The following is a 13,807-nucleotide window of genomic DNA, read 5'->3' on the forward strand; positions in this document are numbered from 1 at the left end:
GCTCCTCCCTTAGCGTGCACGCGGATCGAGCACGCGGTAGAGCACGTCCGAAATCTTGTTGATGCCGATAAAGACCGCGCCGATGACGAGGGTCGAGCCGAGCACGGCCGACATGTCGGCATTGAGCAGAGCGACGGTCAGGTAGTTGCCGATGCCGGGCCAGGAGAAGATCGTCTCGATCATCACGGAGCCTTCGAGCAGGCCGGCATAGGACAGGCCGATAACGGTGATCAGCGGCACGCGGATCGGCCGGAAGGCATGGCGCCAGATGACCAGGCGCTCCGGCACGCCTTTGACCCGGGCGGTCGTCACATATTCCTGGCTCAGCTGGTCGAGCATGAAGGAGCGCGTCATGCGGGCGATATAGGCGAGCGAGAAGAAGCCGAGGCAGGACGCCGGCAGGATCAGGTGCCAGACGGCGTTGCGGAAGATCTCCCATTCGCCAGCAATGATGCTGTCGACAAGGATCAGGCCTGTGACCGGCGACACCATGCCGTCGTAGAAGATGTCGACACGGCCGGGGCCGCCGACCCATTTCAGCTTCGCGTAGAAAATCGCCAGGCCGACGAGACCGAGCCAGAAGGCAGGCACCGAATAACCGAGCAGACCGATGACGCGGATGCCCTGATCGAGCCAGGAGCCACGGCGGGCGGCGGCAAAAACACCGAGCGGCACGCCGATCAGCACGCCGAGGATGATGCCGAGCGTCGCCATTTCGAGTGTTGCCGGGAAGACGCGAGCGAGGTCCTCGATAACCGGCTTGCCCGTCGAAACCGATGTTCCGAAATTGAAGGTGGCGACGTCACGTACGTAGCTGACGAACTGGGTGATGAGCGGCTGGTCGAGCCCCATTTCCTGGCGCACGCGCTCATAGACGGCGACGGGTGCGCGGTCGCCGACGACAGCCAGAACCGGGTCGATCGGCACGATGCGGCCGATGAAGAAGGTGATTGCGAGCAGGCCGAGGAAGGTTATCGCAAGCGTTACCAGAAAGCCTGCCAGTGAAAGAAGGCGCTGCCGTGCCCGACTGGGTCTGGCGGCGCGGCGCGCCGGCGCTGCTGCTGTCGTGCTGTCGTTTGCCACGTGGCGTCACCATCCCTCTTCGCTTGCGGTCTCACTTGTCGATACCGCAAAAATTTGCTTGGAGTATATAAATAAGTTTGCTTAAATCAAAAAAATTTTACTGGGGCGGAAACGGGAGGAATAACCGCTGTGAGCGATCCGTCAGAGGATACGCAGGCCGCTTCGGGCAAATCGGCCGGGGCAGGGCAGCCGAAGGTGGGCGCGCTGGTGCGTGCGCGCCGCCGGCAGATGCATATGACCCTGCAGACGCTCAGCGACGCAGCGGGCGTTTCGGTCGGCTATTTGAGCCAGATCGAGCGCGATCTTGCCATGCCCTCGCTCGGCACACTGGCCCAGATTGCGCAAGGCCTGGGCGCCGAACTCAACCATTTCATCCTGGCACCGGCGATCGACACCGGGCTTTCGCGCGCCGAGGGGCGCATGGTGTTTTCGGTCGGCGGCTCGCCTGTTTCCTATGAGCGCATTGGCGCGGATTTCGCCGGCAATCAGCTTTCGAGTTTCGTCATCACCATTCCGCCGGGGCATCGCTCCGAGGTCTTCAGCCATGAGGGCGAAGAGCTCGTCTATATGCTCGAAGGCGAGATCCTCTTCGGGCTCGATGGCGACGACACCATGCTTTCGCCTGGCGACGGCCTGCACTTCCGCGGCATCCAGCCCCACTACTGGTGGAACAAGACAGACGCACCCGTGCGGTTGATCTGGACCGGCACCCTGCCGCTCTTCCGGCCCCGCGCTTCCCAATCCAACGAGACCGGTCAGCCGCAATCGGCGCTGAAGCCGGCACCGACAAAAACCAAGCCTCATCGAAAATAGGAGAATGATGATGAGAATGTTCAAGGCCGCGGTCTTCGCGGCGTCCCTGATGATGAGCGTGGCGCCGGCCGCACTCGCCGAAACGCCAGCCGATGTGTTGGTCGTTGCCCAGAATATCGACGACATCGTCAGCATCGACCCGGCCGAGGCCTACGAGTTCTCCTCGGGCGAATACGTCACCCAGACCTATGACCGCCTGGTGCAGTACGATGCGCCCGACGTGAAGAAGCTGGCACCGGGTCTTGCCTCCGAATGGACGGTCGACGATGCGGCAAAGACGATCACCTTCACGCTGCGTGATGGCGTTACCTTTTCCTCCGGCAATCCGCTGCGTGGCGAAGACGTCGTCTACTCCTTCAAGCGCGTCGTCGTTCTCAACAAGGCGCCGGCCTTCATCCTGACGCAGCTCGGCTGGACGCCCGAAAACATCGACAAGATGGTGACCGCCGAAGGTAACAAGGTCACGGTCAAGTATGACGGCGACTTCTCGTCGGCCTTCGTTCTCAACGTTCTCGCCGCTCGCCCGGCTTCGGTGATCGACGCGGAAACCGTCAAGGCCAACGAGGCCGATGGCGACTTCGGCAATGCGTGGCTCAAGGCCAATTCGGCCGGCACCGGCCCGTTCGTGCTCAAGGCCTTCCGCGCCGGCGAGTTGCTCAACCTTGCGAGCAACCCGAACTACTTCGGCGGCGCTCCTGTTATCAAGGGCGTCATCATCCGTCACGTGGCCGAAGCCGCAACCCAGCAGCTGATGCTGCAGACCGGCGATGTCGACATGGCGAAGAACCTGACCCCGGACCAGGTTTCGGGTCTTGAAGGCAAGGACGGCGTGAAGGTCGAATCCTATCCGCAGGCCGCCGTACACTTCCTGTCGTTCAACCAGAAGGACGCAGCATTGCAGCCGGAAGCCGTCTGGGAAGCCGCTCGCTATCTGGTCGACTACAAGGGCATGACCGACAGCTTCCTCAAGGGCCAGATGGAAGTTCACCAGGCCTTCTGGCCGAAGGGCTTCCCGGGCTCGCTCGATGAGACCCCCTACAGCTACGACGTTGAAAAGGCGAAGAAGATCCTGGCCGATGCCGGCATCAAGACGCCGATCAAGGTGACCCTCGACGTCATCAACTCGACGCCGTTCACCGACATGGCGCAGTCACTGCAGGCGTCCTTCGCCGAAGCCGGGATCAACTTCGAGATCATCCCGGGCACCGGTAGCCAGGTCATCACCAAGTACCGCGCGCGCACCCACGAAGCGATGCTGCTCTATTGGGGCCCGGACTTCATGGACCCGCATTCGAACGCCAAGGCCTTCGCCTATAACGAAGACAACGCCGACGACAAGTATCAGTCGACGACCACCTGGCGTAACGGCTGGGCGGTTCCGGCGGAACTCAACGAAGCGACCAAGGCAGCCCTCAAGGAAGCCGATCCGGCCAAGCGCGACGCGCTTTATGTCGACCTGCAGCGCAAGGTGCAGGAAAAGTCGCCGATCGTGATCATGTTCCAGGCCGCGACCCAGGTCGCGATGAAGGACAAGGTCGAAGGCTACGTCAATGGCGCCATCTCGGACTATGTCTTCTACCGCCTGGTGAAGAAGAACTGATCCGCCAGCGATCGCCCTTGCGCCGATGAGAAAAAGGCGCACATATCAAAACGCCCTGGGCCTTCCGGCCCGGGGCGACGTGTTTCTACCGATCGGTTTGATAAGTTCTGGGAAGGTTTTACGACATGGCGGATGTGAAGGTGAGAACGCGGGAAACCGGTGCGACGGCTGTGGTCGGCAAGACCGGCTTTCCGCATGTGACCTCGGTCACCGGTGGTGAACTCGATATCGTCACCGGCCCGTCGCAGGCGGGCTACGGCCCGCTCGATCTGCTCTATGCGTCGCTCGCAAGCTGCCTGGTGCTGAGCGCCCGCATCGCCGCCAGCCGTTTTGGCGTGCTCGACCGGCTGACGGAAGTGAGTGCCAAGGTGACGGGCGAGAAAGCCCATGACGAGCCGTCCCGCGTCGCAAAATTCAACATCGTCTTCGACATCAAGGGTGATTTTGACGACACGGTCCGCCATGCGATCGCGGAAGCCGCCGAAAACGAGATCTGCACCGTCAGCAATACGATCCGCGGCAATCCGGAATTCGTGACCGAGTTTGCCCACTGACGTTCATTGGGTCTCAGCGTCCAACAAAAGGGCGGGCTGCCATTGGCAGCCCGCCCTTTTCGATGCAACTGGCAGAAGGACTCATGCCGGTTGCGGCGTAAGCGCCTCCGGTTGACGCCGACCGATCGTCAGCACCAGCAGGGCCGCGACAATGCAGAGCATCCCGGCGGCAATCAGCGCCGGCGTATAGGTTTCAAGCGACGTCCGGCTGGCGCCTGCGAGGAAGGTCGCACTGGCCGCACCCAGCTGGTGACCGGTGAAGACCCAGCCGAAGACGAGGGCGGCGCGTTCCGGACCGAAGCGTTCGGCCGAAAGTTTCACCGTCGGCGGTACCGTCGCGACCCAATCCAGGCCGTAGAAGATCGCAAAGATCGACAGCGTGTAGATGTTGAAGCCGCTGAACGGCAGGAACATCAGCGACAGGCCGCGAAGGCCGTAGAACCAGAAGAGCAGCCAGCGGTTGTCATAACGGTCCGAGAGCCAGCCGGAACCGATGGTGCCGATCAGATCGAATACGCCGATCAGCGCCAGCAGGCTGGCTGCTGCGACGGGGGCAATACCAACATCGCCGCAGATCGAAACCCAATGGGTCTGGATCAGCCCGTTGGTGCTGAAGCCGCAGACGAAGAAGGTCGCAAACAGCACCCAGAAGGTGTTGGTCTTGGCGGCGTCGGAAAGCGCCCGGATCGGTGCCATCAGCAGTTCCCCGAAGCTCTTCGCCTTCGGCGGCGCCGCCACCATCTGCTTGCCGCCGAAGGGCGCAAGGCCAAGGTCCCCAGGGCGATCCTGCATCAGAAGCAGGACCAGGGTGAAGGCCGCAAGCAGGATGACGATGATCAGCGTCAGCGCCGAGCGCCAGCCGATCGTTTCGGTGAGAGAAGCGAGCAACGGCAGGAAGACCAGCTGGCCGGTGGCGTTGCTGGCGGTCATCAGCCCGACGACGAGCCCGCGCCGTTTATCGAACCAGCGCGTTGCGACCGTCGCGCCGAGCACCAGCGCCGTCATGCCGGTACCCACGCCGAGCACGACGCCCCAGATCGCCACCAGGTGCCAGAGTTCCGTCATGTAGAACGATGCGGCGATGCCGGAGATGATCAGGATCAGCGCCGTAGACACGACAGGGCGCACGCCGAAATGGTTCATGAACGAGGCTGCGAACGGACCGAGCAGACCGAAAAGGCAGAGCCGGATGGCGAGCGCCAGCGAGATTTGCGCATTGGTCCAGCCGAATTCGGTCTCGAGCGGTTTGATGAGCACGCCGGCCGAGCCCATGGCGCCGGCTGTCGAAAGCATGACCAGGAAGGTGACGGCGGCGACAGCCCAGCCGTAGTGGATATTGCGTCTGGCAAGATAACGCGCAAGCGCCGGACCGAGCATCGTCGACTTCCTTTCGTCGGTGTTTTTAGGGCGTGCGACAGCGCTGCGCGGGCTTTCGGAGCGCAGGTCGCAGATTGAACGGTTGTTTGGCAGTTTTCTGCCGGTTCCTGGCGGCTTAGGCTGCCCGGATTCTTCTGGCCTCAAGTCGCAGCCTGCGACCAGAAAGTTGGTCTGGAAACGACGCGCTAGAGCGCCAGCAGCAGGTCCTCCAGCTGGGCGGCGGCGTCGGCTCCCAGCCGCGCCTCGATCTTGTCCTGAGCGGCCTGCCAGAGCGGCGCGCCGTCAGCCAGTATCCGGTGGCCGCTCTCCGTAAGTTCGACAATGGCCTCCCGCTGATCCTTTCCGCTTCCAGTTGCGGTCAATCCCATTCCCTCCAGCACCTTGACGTTGCGGCTGACCGTCGATCGCTCGAGTTCGATCTTGCGGCCAAGCTCGGTCATCGAGATCGGTTCATCGCGCGCGATGTGTCGAAGCAGGCTGAACTGGGCAAGGTTAAGACCAATCGGCTGCAGCGCGTCGTCATAGACTGACGTCACTCGCCGGGTGGCTTTGCGTAAGAGGGCACAATAGCAACGAGACATAATGTGTGTATATACACGCAAGCGATCGGCGTCAACCGTTTCTTGGTGTGAAGGCGCTGTTCGAAGCGATCAGCGGTCCAAGCGAAACTGAAGAACGTGGTTGGGGTAAGCCTGGTCGCCGATCGTGAAATGGGTTTGTCCCGCCATCTCAAAGCCACTCGCGAGGTAGAAGGCCGTGGCTTTTTCGTTTTCGGCGTTCACCGCCAACCAGGTGCCTGGCTGGCCCGTGTCCAGGCAGAATTGCAGGCCGGTCTTCAGAAGAGCTTTCCCGAGGCCGCGACCATGGTGGTGGGGCTGGACATAGAGCGTCGTGATTTCCAGGTCGGAGGCGATATCGACCGGTGCCGGCGAATTCGCCGACATGCGCAAGTAGCCGTCGATACCGACAACGTTCTGCGAAACCCAGACGGTCTCGTTGCGGTCGCCCAGAATTTCTTCGAAGCGCGCGGTGGTAAACTGCTCCAGCGCATAATCGGCAAAGAATGCGTTGACGCCATCCCTGATATCGTGTTCAGCCAGACTTCCAGGCTGATCGCCGCAAGGCTTGACGCATCCGCGACGGTCGCGCGCCTGATCGTCATATCGTTTGTCACGCTGCTCTTCACTGTCTCAATCGACGAAGGGTTCCAGTTCCTTGTCGAACTCCACTTCGACGACATTGTTGAAAAGCGCCGTCGCCACCATGATGCCGGAGAAAGCGACGAGGTCGACCAGCGCCTTGGCGTCGTAGCGTGCCTTGAGGCCAACCCAGATTTCCTCCGGAACGGCATTGCTGTCGGCGACGATGGCGCGGCCGAAGGCGATCAGGCGCTGTTCGTTTTCGCTCGGCACGTCCGTGTGAAAATCGATGCCGGCATTGGCGAAGGCGCGTCGAAAGAAGCCCATGGCGATGGGGGATTTCATGGCCTCCGAAATGGAATGGGAGAGGAACCAGATCGCCCTGTCGTCGAGGGTAGGGCGTAGTTCCTCGCGGAGCGTGAACCATTCCGCATAGATCCGGTGCGCGACCGGCGAATGTAAAAGCGTGCGCTTCATGTTGGTCATGCGGCCACGCACGCGCACCTCCTCGTCGTGGGCGGCGCGGATTTCATCCGAGGCGGTGTCGTAGTCGATCTGGGGGATATGGCTCATGGTCATGCCTGTCTTGGTCGTGCGCGGCTGCGCAGAATGATGGGTGGGAGCGTCAGACGGTGCTGAGCAGAATGCTCGTTTCGCTGTTCGACACGCCCTCGACGTCGCGCACTTCGCGCAGGATGCGGTCGAAATCGCTAAGGCTGTTGGCGCGGATTTCGGCGACCAGGTCCCAACCGCCGTTGGTGGTGTGCAAGGCATAAAGTTCCGGCAGGCCGCGCAGGTATTTGATCACCTTGGTGGTGTTTCGGCCGCTCACCTCGATCATCATGATCGCACGGATGGCGCGATCGTCATAATCCTGCCGCACGCGCAGCGTGAAGCCCAGGACCGCGCCGCTTTCGAGCAGCCGGTCGATGCGAGTCTGCACGGTCGCCCTCGATATGCCGAGCACCGCAGCTATCTTGGAGTAGGGCGCGCGCCCGTCTTCTCGCAGGAGCGAGATGAGCTGGTGGTCGAGGTCATCGAAGATATGCATGAAAGGTGTATATTACGATTGTGCAAATTGCTCAATATGCCCTGTAATTTTGCGCAGGTTTAAAATTTCAACTCACTTCTTGCAAGCCTAGGCTGACTTCATCGAATTTCTCCGATGGAGTTTTAAACGTGGTTCAGTATGTCGGTGTCGGCAACGTAATCGAGCTGGTCAAATCGATCGGCATTGAGACGTTTCTTGTGGGTCTTGCGGAATACATCGAAGACGATTTCCGCCGGTGGAACGCATTTGAGAAAACCCCGCGGCTTGCGAGCCACTCGAAGACCGGCGTCATCGAGCTGATGCCGACCTCGGACGGCGAGCATTACGGCTTCAAATACGTCAACGGCCACCCGAAGAACCCCAATGTCGGCCTGCAGACGGTGACCGCCTTCGGCGTTCTTTCCGACGTCAGCACCGGCTACCCCTGTCTCGTTTCCGAAATGACGATCATGACGGGACTGCGCACGGCGGCGACATCGGCGCTTGCCGCGAAGTACCTCGCACGTCCTGATGCCCGCTCGATGGCGATCATCGGTCTCGGCGCCCAGTCCGAATTCCAGGCGCTCGCCTTCCGCGCCCTTCTCGGCGTCAAGCGCCTTCAGGTCTTCGATATCGATGCGGAAGCCGCCGCCAAGTTCTGCAACAACCTCTCGGATATGGACTTCGACATCGTCGTCGCTGCCACGGCTGAAGAAGCCGTATCCGGTGCGGACATCATCACCACCGTTACCGCCGATAAGCGCAATGCCACGATCCTTTCCGACAACATGGTCGGCGCCGGCGTGCACATCAACGCGGTCGGTGGCGACTGCCCCGGCAAGACGGAGTTGCAGGGGGACATCCTGCGCCGCGCCGACGTCTTCGTCGAATATCCGGAACAGACCCGCATCGAGGGCGAGATCCAGCAGATGGCGCCGGACTTCCCGGTCATCGAACTCTGGCAGGTGATTGCCGGCGAGGCCGAAGGCCGTCGCTCGAGCGCCCAGATCACCATCTTCGATTCCGTCGGTTTTGCTACCGAAGACTTCTCGGCCCTGCGCTTCCTGCGCGACAAGATCCAGGGTACCGCATTCTACACCGAGCTCGACCTGACGACCCAGCCGGACCATCCGCGCGATCTCTACGGCCTGTTCCGGCAGCAGCCGGCGGTCCCTGCCGAGCGGAGTGCCGCATAACATGAAGAGACTGTCCGTACAGGCGCCGAAGGGCGTCGTGATGATCCGCCCGCACCACTTCGGCCCCAACCCGATGACGGCCAAGGACAATGCCTTCCAGGCGACCGACGCGGCGCGCCAGCCGACTGCGATCGCCAAGGCCGCCTATGACGAAGTCAGCCGCATGGCCGACGGGCTTTCGAACGCCGGCGTCGCAGTCCATCTCTTCGAAGACGAGACGACGACGCGGCCGGACTCGGTGTTCCCCAACAACTGGTTCTCGACCCATTCGGGTGGCCATGTCGCGATCTATCCGATGTATTCGGAAAGCCGTCAAAGCGAGCGCCGCTCCGACATCATCGAGATGCTGAAGAACGAGTACCGCGTTCAGGACGTGATCGATTACTCCGGCCTTGAAAAGGACGGCGTCTATCTCGAAGGCACGGGCGCCATGGTGCTCGACCATATCGGTCGCGTCGCCTATGCCGCACGTTCCAACCGCACCAATGAAGTGGCGCTAGAACGCTTCTGCACCCACTTCAATTTCGAGCCGATGATCTTCGGCGCGGTCGATCGCCAGGGCAACTCGATCTACCACACCAACGTGCTGATGTGCATCGGCACCGAGTTTGCGCTGATCGGCACGAGCATGATCCCGGATCTCGCCCGTCGCCAGGAGATCTGCTTGCGGCTTGAGGAAACCGGCCGCCAGGTCATCGATCTGACGCTGGAGCAAATCGAGAACTTCGCCGGCAATGCCATCGAACTCGACGGTGCCGATGGCCGCGTCGTGGTCATGTCGGCTCGCGCGCTCGCCTCGCTCCGCGCCGACCAGATCAAGGCGCTCGAAGTCTCTGCCCGTGTTCTCGCCTTCGACGTTCCGACCATCGAGCTCGCGGGCGGCTCCGTGCGCTGCATGCTCGCTGGCGTTCACCTGTCACGTCGGGAAAACGTGAACAAGCAACCGCTTTACGCCGCCATGTCCGATCGATAGAAGCACCTCATCCAAGCCAAAGGTACTACAAATGTCGCAGTCACGCCCCGTCTACCAGTTCAACAACATCATCGTCCGCACCCCGTCGAAGTCGGTCGTCAACGGCCTTCGCGCCGATCACCGCGGCAACCCCACCTTCGAAGGTGTAAAGGCAGAACACGATGCCTATATCGCGGCGATGAAGGACGCGGGCGTCAAGGTGACGGTGCTGCCGGCGCTCGAAGCCTTCCCGGACTCGATCTTCGTCGAAGATCCGGCGCTGGTCTTCACCGAAGGCGCGATCCTCTTGCGTCCGGGTGCCGAAACCCGCGTCAAGGAAACGCCGGAGATCGAGCCGACGCTTCGCGCCATGTTCGAAACGGTTCTCGATCTGCCAGGCACCGGCTTTGCCGATGGCGGCGACGTTCTGACCACCCGCGAAAGCGTGATGATCGGCCTTTCGGCCCGTACCAACAAGGTTGGCGCCGAAGCACTTCAGGCCTGCCTGACCAAGCTCGGTCGCAAAAGCGAGATCGTCGCCACGCCTGAAGGCGTGCTGCACTTCAAGACCGATTGCTCGCTGCTCGACGACGAGACCGTGCTTTCGACCGCGCGCCTCGCCAAGTCCGGCGCCTTCGAGCGCTTCAAGCAGGTGATCATTCCCGAAGGCGAAGAGCCGGCAGCGAATGCGCTGCGCGTCAACGACGTCGTCATGGTCGGCTCGGACTTCCCGCGCACGATCGAGATGCTCGACAAGCTCGGCTACAAGGTCGTGCCGATGAAGACGACGGAGATCGGCAAGATCGACGCAGGTCTTTCCTGCATGTCGCTACGCTGGTTCAGCAACACGCTCTGACCCGACGCAATCCCCGAGGAGGAACATTATGAAGACGTTGAAGACCGCCCTGTTCGCAGGGATCGCCCTTTCCATGGCTGCCGGCAGCGCGTTTGCCGAGGAGACGCTGCGCCTCGGCATGACGCCGGAGCCCTACATGCCCTTCACCCAGGTGAACGCCGGCGGCGAGTGGGAGGGCCTTGAAGCCGATCTCTCCCGCGCGCTCTGCGAGAAGATGGCCGTCAAGTGCGACATCAACCAGATGGCCTGGGACGGTCTCATCCCGTCGCTGAAGGAAAACAAGGTCGATTTCATCATCGGCGCCTTCTCGATCACCGACGAGCGCCGCCAGGTCGTCGATTTCTCGACGCCCTATTACACCGAAGGCACGTCCTTCGTTGGCTCCAAGGGTGACACGAGCGAGATCAAGACGGCCGACGCCGCCGACGGTTCTGGCAAGATCATCGACCCGGCAAGCGTCGAGGGCAAGATCATCGGCGTGCAGACGTCGAGCGTGCAGTCGGCCTATGTCGCCAAGTACCTGACCGGCGCCGAAGCCAAGAGCTACGACACCGCCGACAACTCGGTCGCCGACCTCATCGCCGGTCGCGTCGACTACGTGCTCATCCCCGACCTCTACATCCAGACCTTCCTGAAGACGCCTGAAGGCGCCGACTACGAGGTCAAGGTCGAAGTGCCGAAGAACGTCACGCTCGGCGAAGGCGTCGCCTATGCCGTCCGCAAGGGTGACGCTTCGACCCTCGACAAGGTCAATGCCGGCCTTGCCGCGCTCGAAAAGGACGGCACGACGCAGAAGCTCGTCGACAAGTGGATCTTCGGCAAGAAGTAAACCGAATTTCGGAGGGCGGCGGCCAGCGTCGCCGCCCTCATTCGCCAAAACCGGCCGCAGCGCCGGGGCACCATCGCAGCAACCGCTACAGCCACCTTGCCCGCACCGATCGGGCAGCGGCGTAGGGGCTGACGAGACAATCGGGAACAGGTAACGACGGATGGACTATTACTGGCAATTGCTTGCCTGGGGCGGCGAGGGCTGGGGCGACGATTTCGCCTGGGGCCTGGTGATGACCCTGCAGGTCTCCGTGGTCGCCTATGCGGTTGCGGTTCTCTTCGGCTTCCTGGGCGCTGCCGGCAAACTGTCGAAGCACCGGATCCCGCGTTTCCTTGCCGATATCTACACGACGGTCGTGCGCTCGCTGCCTGAGTTGCTCGTCATCCTGCTTCTCTATTTCTCGGTCGCGAGCGGGGCGGAACGGCTGTTGAAGCACTTCGGGCTCGTTGCCGAAACCTTTCAGTTCAGCTCGTTCTGGGCGGCGATCATCGCGCTCGCCTTTGTTTCCGGCGCCTTCATGACCGAGGTGCTGCGCTCGGCCTTCCTCTCCGTGCCGCCGGGCCAGATCGAGGCGGCGGTTTCGATCGGCATGAACAGGCGCAAGGTCTTCACCCGCATCATCTTCCCGCAGATGATGCGCCACGCGGTCCCCGGCATGGGCAATCTCTGGCTGTCTATCACCAAGGAAAGCGCCATCATCAGCGTGCTCGGCTCCTTCAGCGAGCTGCTCTACACGGGCTATCGCGCGGCGGCAGGCACCAAGCAGTACATCTTCTTCTACGGGCTGACGGCCATTCTGTTTCTGGCAATTACGCTCGTTTCCGTCCTGGTGATCGCCCAGATCGAGCGCCGCCTCAATCGGGGGCACAACTGATGGAAACGATCTCCAACGTCGTCGGCTTCCTGCCGGCGCTGATCAAGGCGACACCGCTCACGCTGCTTCTGACGGCGGTCGCCGGCGTCTTCGGCCTCGTCATCGGCACGCTCGTGGCGCTCGCCCGGCTTTCCGGTCGCCGCGTGCTTTCGGTTCCGGCCTATGTCTTCACCTTCGCCTTCCGCGGCACGCCGCTTCTGGTGCAGATCTACCTGATCTATTACGGCCTCGGGCAAATCCTACCCGGCACCTGGGTGCGCCATAGCTTCCTCTGGCCCTATCTGCGTGACGGCCTGTGGTATGCGATCTTTGCACTCAGCCTCAACCAGGCTTCCTACAATGCCGAGGTCATCCGCGGCGCGATCAAGGCGATCCCGCGCGGCCAGATCGAGGCGGCAAAATCGATCGGCATGCGCTCGTCGATGGTCCTGCGCCGCATCACCCTGCCGCAGGCGTTCCGCTCGTGCCTGCCGGTTTTGACGGGTGACCTGATCATCCTGCTGAAGACGACGTCGCTTGCCTCGACCATCACCATTCTTGAGGTCATGGGCACCGCCCGCATGCTGCAGCGCCAGTCGCTGCTGATCTTCGAACCGCTGATTGCCGCCGGCATCATCTATTTCACCGTCGTGTTCATCCTGACGCGCATCATGGGCGTCGTCGAGAAGCGGCTCACGCGCTACCGCACGGCGAAGGCATAAAGAGGAGACGCGCCACGGCGCGCGAGAGGAATGAACATGGTCGCATCAGCGCTTTCGGTGAAGAACATTCACAAGAGCTTCGGGTCCGTCGAGGTGCTGAAAGGCGTCTCCTTCGAGGCGAAGTCCGGCGACGTCATCTCGCTGATCGGCAGCAGCGGCTCGGGCAAGAGCACGCTTCTGCGCTGCATCAACTATCTGGAGACGCCGGACGAGGGCGAGATCTCCGTCTCGGGCGAGGTGATCCGCACCGTCAAGGGCAAGGACGGCAAGTTCCATGCAGCCGACAAGCGGCAGCTCGAACATATCCGCACGCGCCTCGGCATGGTGTTCCAGAGCTTCAACCTCTGGTCCCACAAGACCATTCTCGAAAACATCATCGAAGGGCCGATCCACGTGCTCGGCATGACCAAGAAGGATGCGATCGGCGAAGCCGAACTGCTGATGGAGAAGGTCGGCATCACGCCCAAGCGCGACCACTATCCCAACCAGCTCTCGGGCGGTCAGCAGCAGCGCGCGGCAATCGCCCGCGCGTTGGCAATGAAGCCTGAGGTGATGCTTTTCGACGAGCCGACCTCGGCGCTTGATCCGGAACTCGTCAACGAGGTGCTGCTCGTCATCAAGAAGCTTGCCGAAGAGGGCCGCACCATGGTGATGGTCACCCACGAAATGTCACTCGCCCGTGATATCTCCAGCGAAGTGATCTTCCTGCACAAGGGTTTGGTCGAAGAACGCGGCGCCCCCCAGCAGATGATGCGTGACCCGCAATCGGCGCGGCTGCGCCAGTTCCTGCAGATGGCTTGAGG

Annotated in this window: 16 protein-coding genes; 10 read left to right on the forward strand and 6 right to left on the reverse strand. The window is 61.9% G+C overall.

Annotation, left to right across the window (positions count from 1 at the left end; genetic code table 11):
* Positions 1-9: 9 nt before the first annotated feature.
* Positions 10-1,002, reverse strand: a complete 993-nt coding sequence (locus tag AC3WVQ_RS23255; RefSeq protein ID WP_210339025.1) for an ABC transporter permease — start codon at positions 1,000-1,002, stop codon at positions 10-12.
* Positions 1,003-1,212: 210 nt separating this feature from the next.
* Here AC3WVQ_RS23255 and AC3WVQ_RS23260 point away from each other — a divergent pair, with 210 nt between their 5' ends.
* The 3 genes from AC3WVQ_RS23260 to AC3WVQ_RS23270 all read left to right on the forward strand — a co-directional run bounded on the left by AC3WVQ_RS23260 (position 1,213) and on the right by AC3WVQ_RS23270 (position 4,050).
* Positions 1,213-1,896, forward strand: a complete 684-nt coding sequence (locus AC3WVQ_RS23260) for a helix-turn-helix domain-containing protein (RefSeq protein ID WP_034799462.1) — start codon at positions 1,213-1,215, stop codon at positions 1,894-1,896.
* Between the two features lie 10 nt (positions 1,897-1,906).
* Positions 1,907-3,496, forward strand: a complete 1,590-nt coding sequence (locus AC3WVQ_RS23265) for an ABC transporter substrate-binding protein (RefSeq protein ID WP_060518279.1) — start codon at positions 1,907-1,909, stop codon at positions 3,494-3,496.
* Between the two features lie 125 nt (positions 3,497-3,621).
* A complete protein-coding gene (locus tag AC3WVQ_RS23270; protein WP_060518277.1) occupies positions 3,622-4,050 on the forward strand; it encodes an OsmC family protein in 429 nt (142 codons plus the stop codon).
* Between the two features lie 81 nt (positions 4,051-4,131).
* Here the strand turns inward: AC3WVQ_RS23270 and AC3WVQ_RS23275 are convergent, their stop codons facing one another.
* From AC3WVQ_RS23275 to AC3WVQ_RS23295, 5 genes are all read right to left on the reverse strand, one after another.
* On the reverse strand, positions 4,132-5,427 hold the full coding sequence (locus tag AC3WVQ_RS23275) for an MFS transporter (RefSeq protein WP_034799465.1): 1,296 nt from the start codon (positions 5,425-5,427) through the stop codon (positions 4,132-4,134).
* A gap of 185 nt (positions 5,428-5,612) precedes the next feature.
* Positions 5,613-6,008, reverse strand: coding sequence for a MarR family winged helix-turn-helix transcriptional regulator (locus tag AC3WVQ_RS23280; protein ID WP_034799468.1), 396 nt, complete (start codon positions 6,006-6,008; stop codon positions 5,613-5,615).
* 69 nt (positions 6,009-6,077) lie between these two features.
* Positions 6,078-6,527, reverse strand: coding sequence for a GNAT family N-acetyltransferase (locus AC3WVQ_RS23285; RefSeq protein ID WP_457578636.1), 450 nt, complete (start codon positions 6,525-6,527; stop codon positions 6,078-6,080).
* Positions 6,528-6,617: 90 nt separating this feature from the next.
* A complete protein-coding gene (locus AC3WVQ_RS23290) occupies positions 6,618-7,139 on the reverse strand; it encodes a carboxymuconolactone decarboxylase family protein (protein ID WP_404526781.1) in 522 nt (173 codons plus the stop codon).
* Positions 7,140-7,191: 52 nt separating this feature from the next.
* Complete coding sequence (locus tag AC3WVQ_RS23295; RefSeq protein ID WP_034799473.1) at positions 7,192-7,617, reverse strand: Lrp/AsnC family transcriptional regulator; 426 nt, start codon at positions 7,615-7,617, stop codon at positions 7,192-7,194.
* A 92-nt stretch (positions 7,618-7,709) separates the two neighbouring features.
* Here AC3WVQ_RS23295 and ocd point away from each other — a divergent pair, with 92 nt between their 5' ends.
* The 7 genes from ocd to AC3WVQ_RS23330 all read left to right on the forward strand — a co-directional run bounded on the left by ocd (position 7,710) and on the right by AC3WVQ_RS23330 (position 13,805).
* Complete coding sequence (gene ocd / locus AC3WVQ_RS23300) at positions 7,710-8,792, forward strand: ornithine cyclodeaminase (protein WP_060644340.1); 1,083 nt, start codon at positions 7,710-7,712, stop codon at positions 8,790-8,792.
* Between the two features lies 1 nt (position 8,793).
* Positions 8,794-9,765 carry a citrulline utilization hydrolase CtlX gene (ctlX, locus tag AC3WVQ_RS23305; protein ID WP_034799479.1) on the forward strand — a complete coding sequence of 324 codons (972 nt, stop codon included), beginning with the start codon at positions 8,794-8,796 and terminating at the stop codon, positions 9,763-9,765.
* 31 nt (positions 9,766-9,796) lie between these two features.
* The gene (locus AC3WVQ_RS23310) at positions 9,797-10,600 is read left to right on the forward strand and encodes a dimethylarginine dimethylaminohydrolase family protein (protein WP_492383015.1); all 804 of its coding nucleotides are present in this window, start codon (positions 9,797-9,799) and stop codon (positions 10,598-10,600) included.
* A gap of 28 nt (positions 10,601-10,628) precedes the next feature.
* Entirely contained in the window at positions 10,629-11,429 is an 801-nt protein-coding gene (locus tag AC3WVQ_RS23315) for a transporter substrate-binding domain-containing protein (RefSeq protein WP_404526784.1), read from the forward strand.
* A 160-nt stretch (positions 11,430-11,589) separates the two neighbouring features.
* Complete coding sequence (locus AC3WVQ_RS23320; protein ID WP_034799489.1) at positions 11,590-12,303, forward strand: ABC transporter permease; 714 nt, start codon at positions 11,590-11,592, stop codon at positions 12,301-12,303.
* Entirely contained in the window at positions 12,303-13,004 is a 702-nt protein-coding gene (locus AC3WVQ_RS23325) for an ABC transporter permease (RefSeq protein ID WP_060586196.1), read from the forward strand. The genes AC3WVQ_RS23320 and AC3WVQ_RS23325 overlap by 1 nt, the downstream gene beginning before the upstream one ends.
* A gap of 36 nt (positions 13,005-13,040) precedes the next feature.
* Positions 13,041-13,805 carry an ABC transporter ATP-binding protein gene (locus tag AC3WVQ_RS23330; protein WP_090426603.1) on the forward strand — a complete coding sequence of 255 codons (765 nt, stop codon included), beginning with the start codon at positions 13,041-13,043 and terminating at the stop codon, positions 13,803-13,805.
* Positions 13,806-13,807: the final 2 nt, after the last annotated feature.

It is taken from the genome of Ensifer sp. EB106-05-01-XG146, assembly GCF_058791875.1.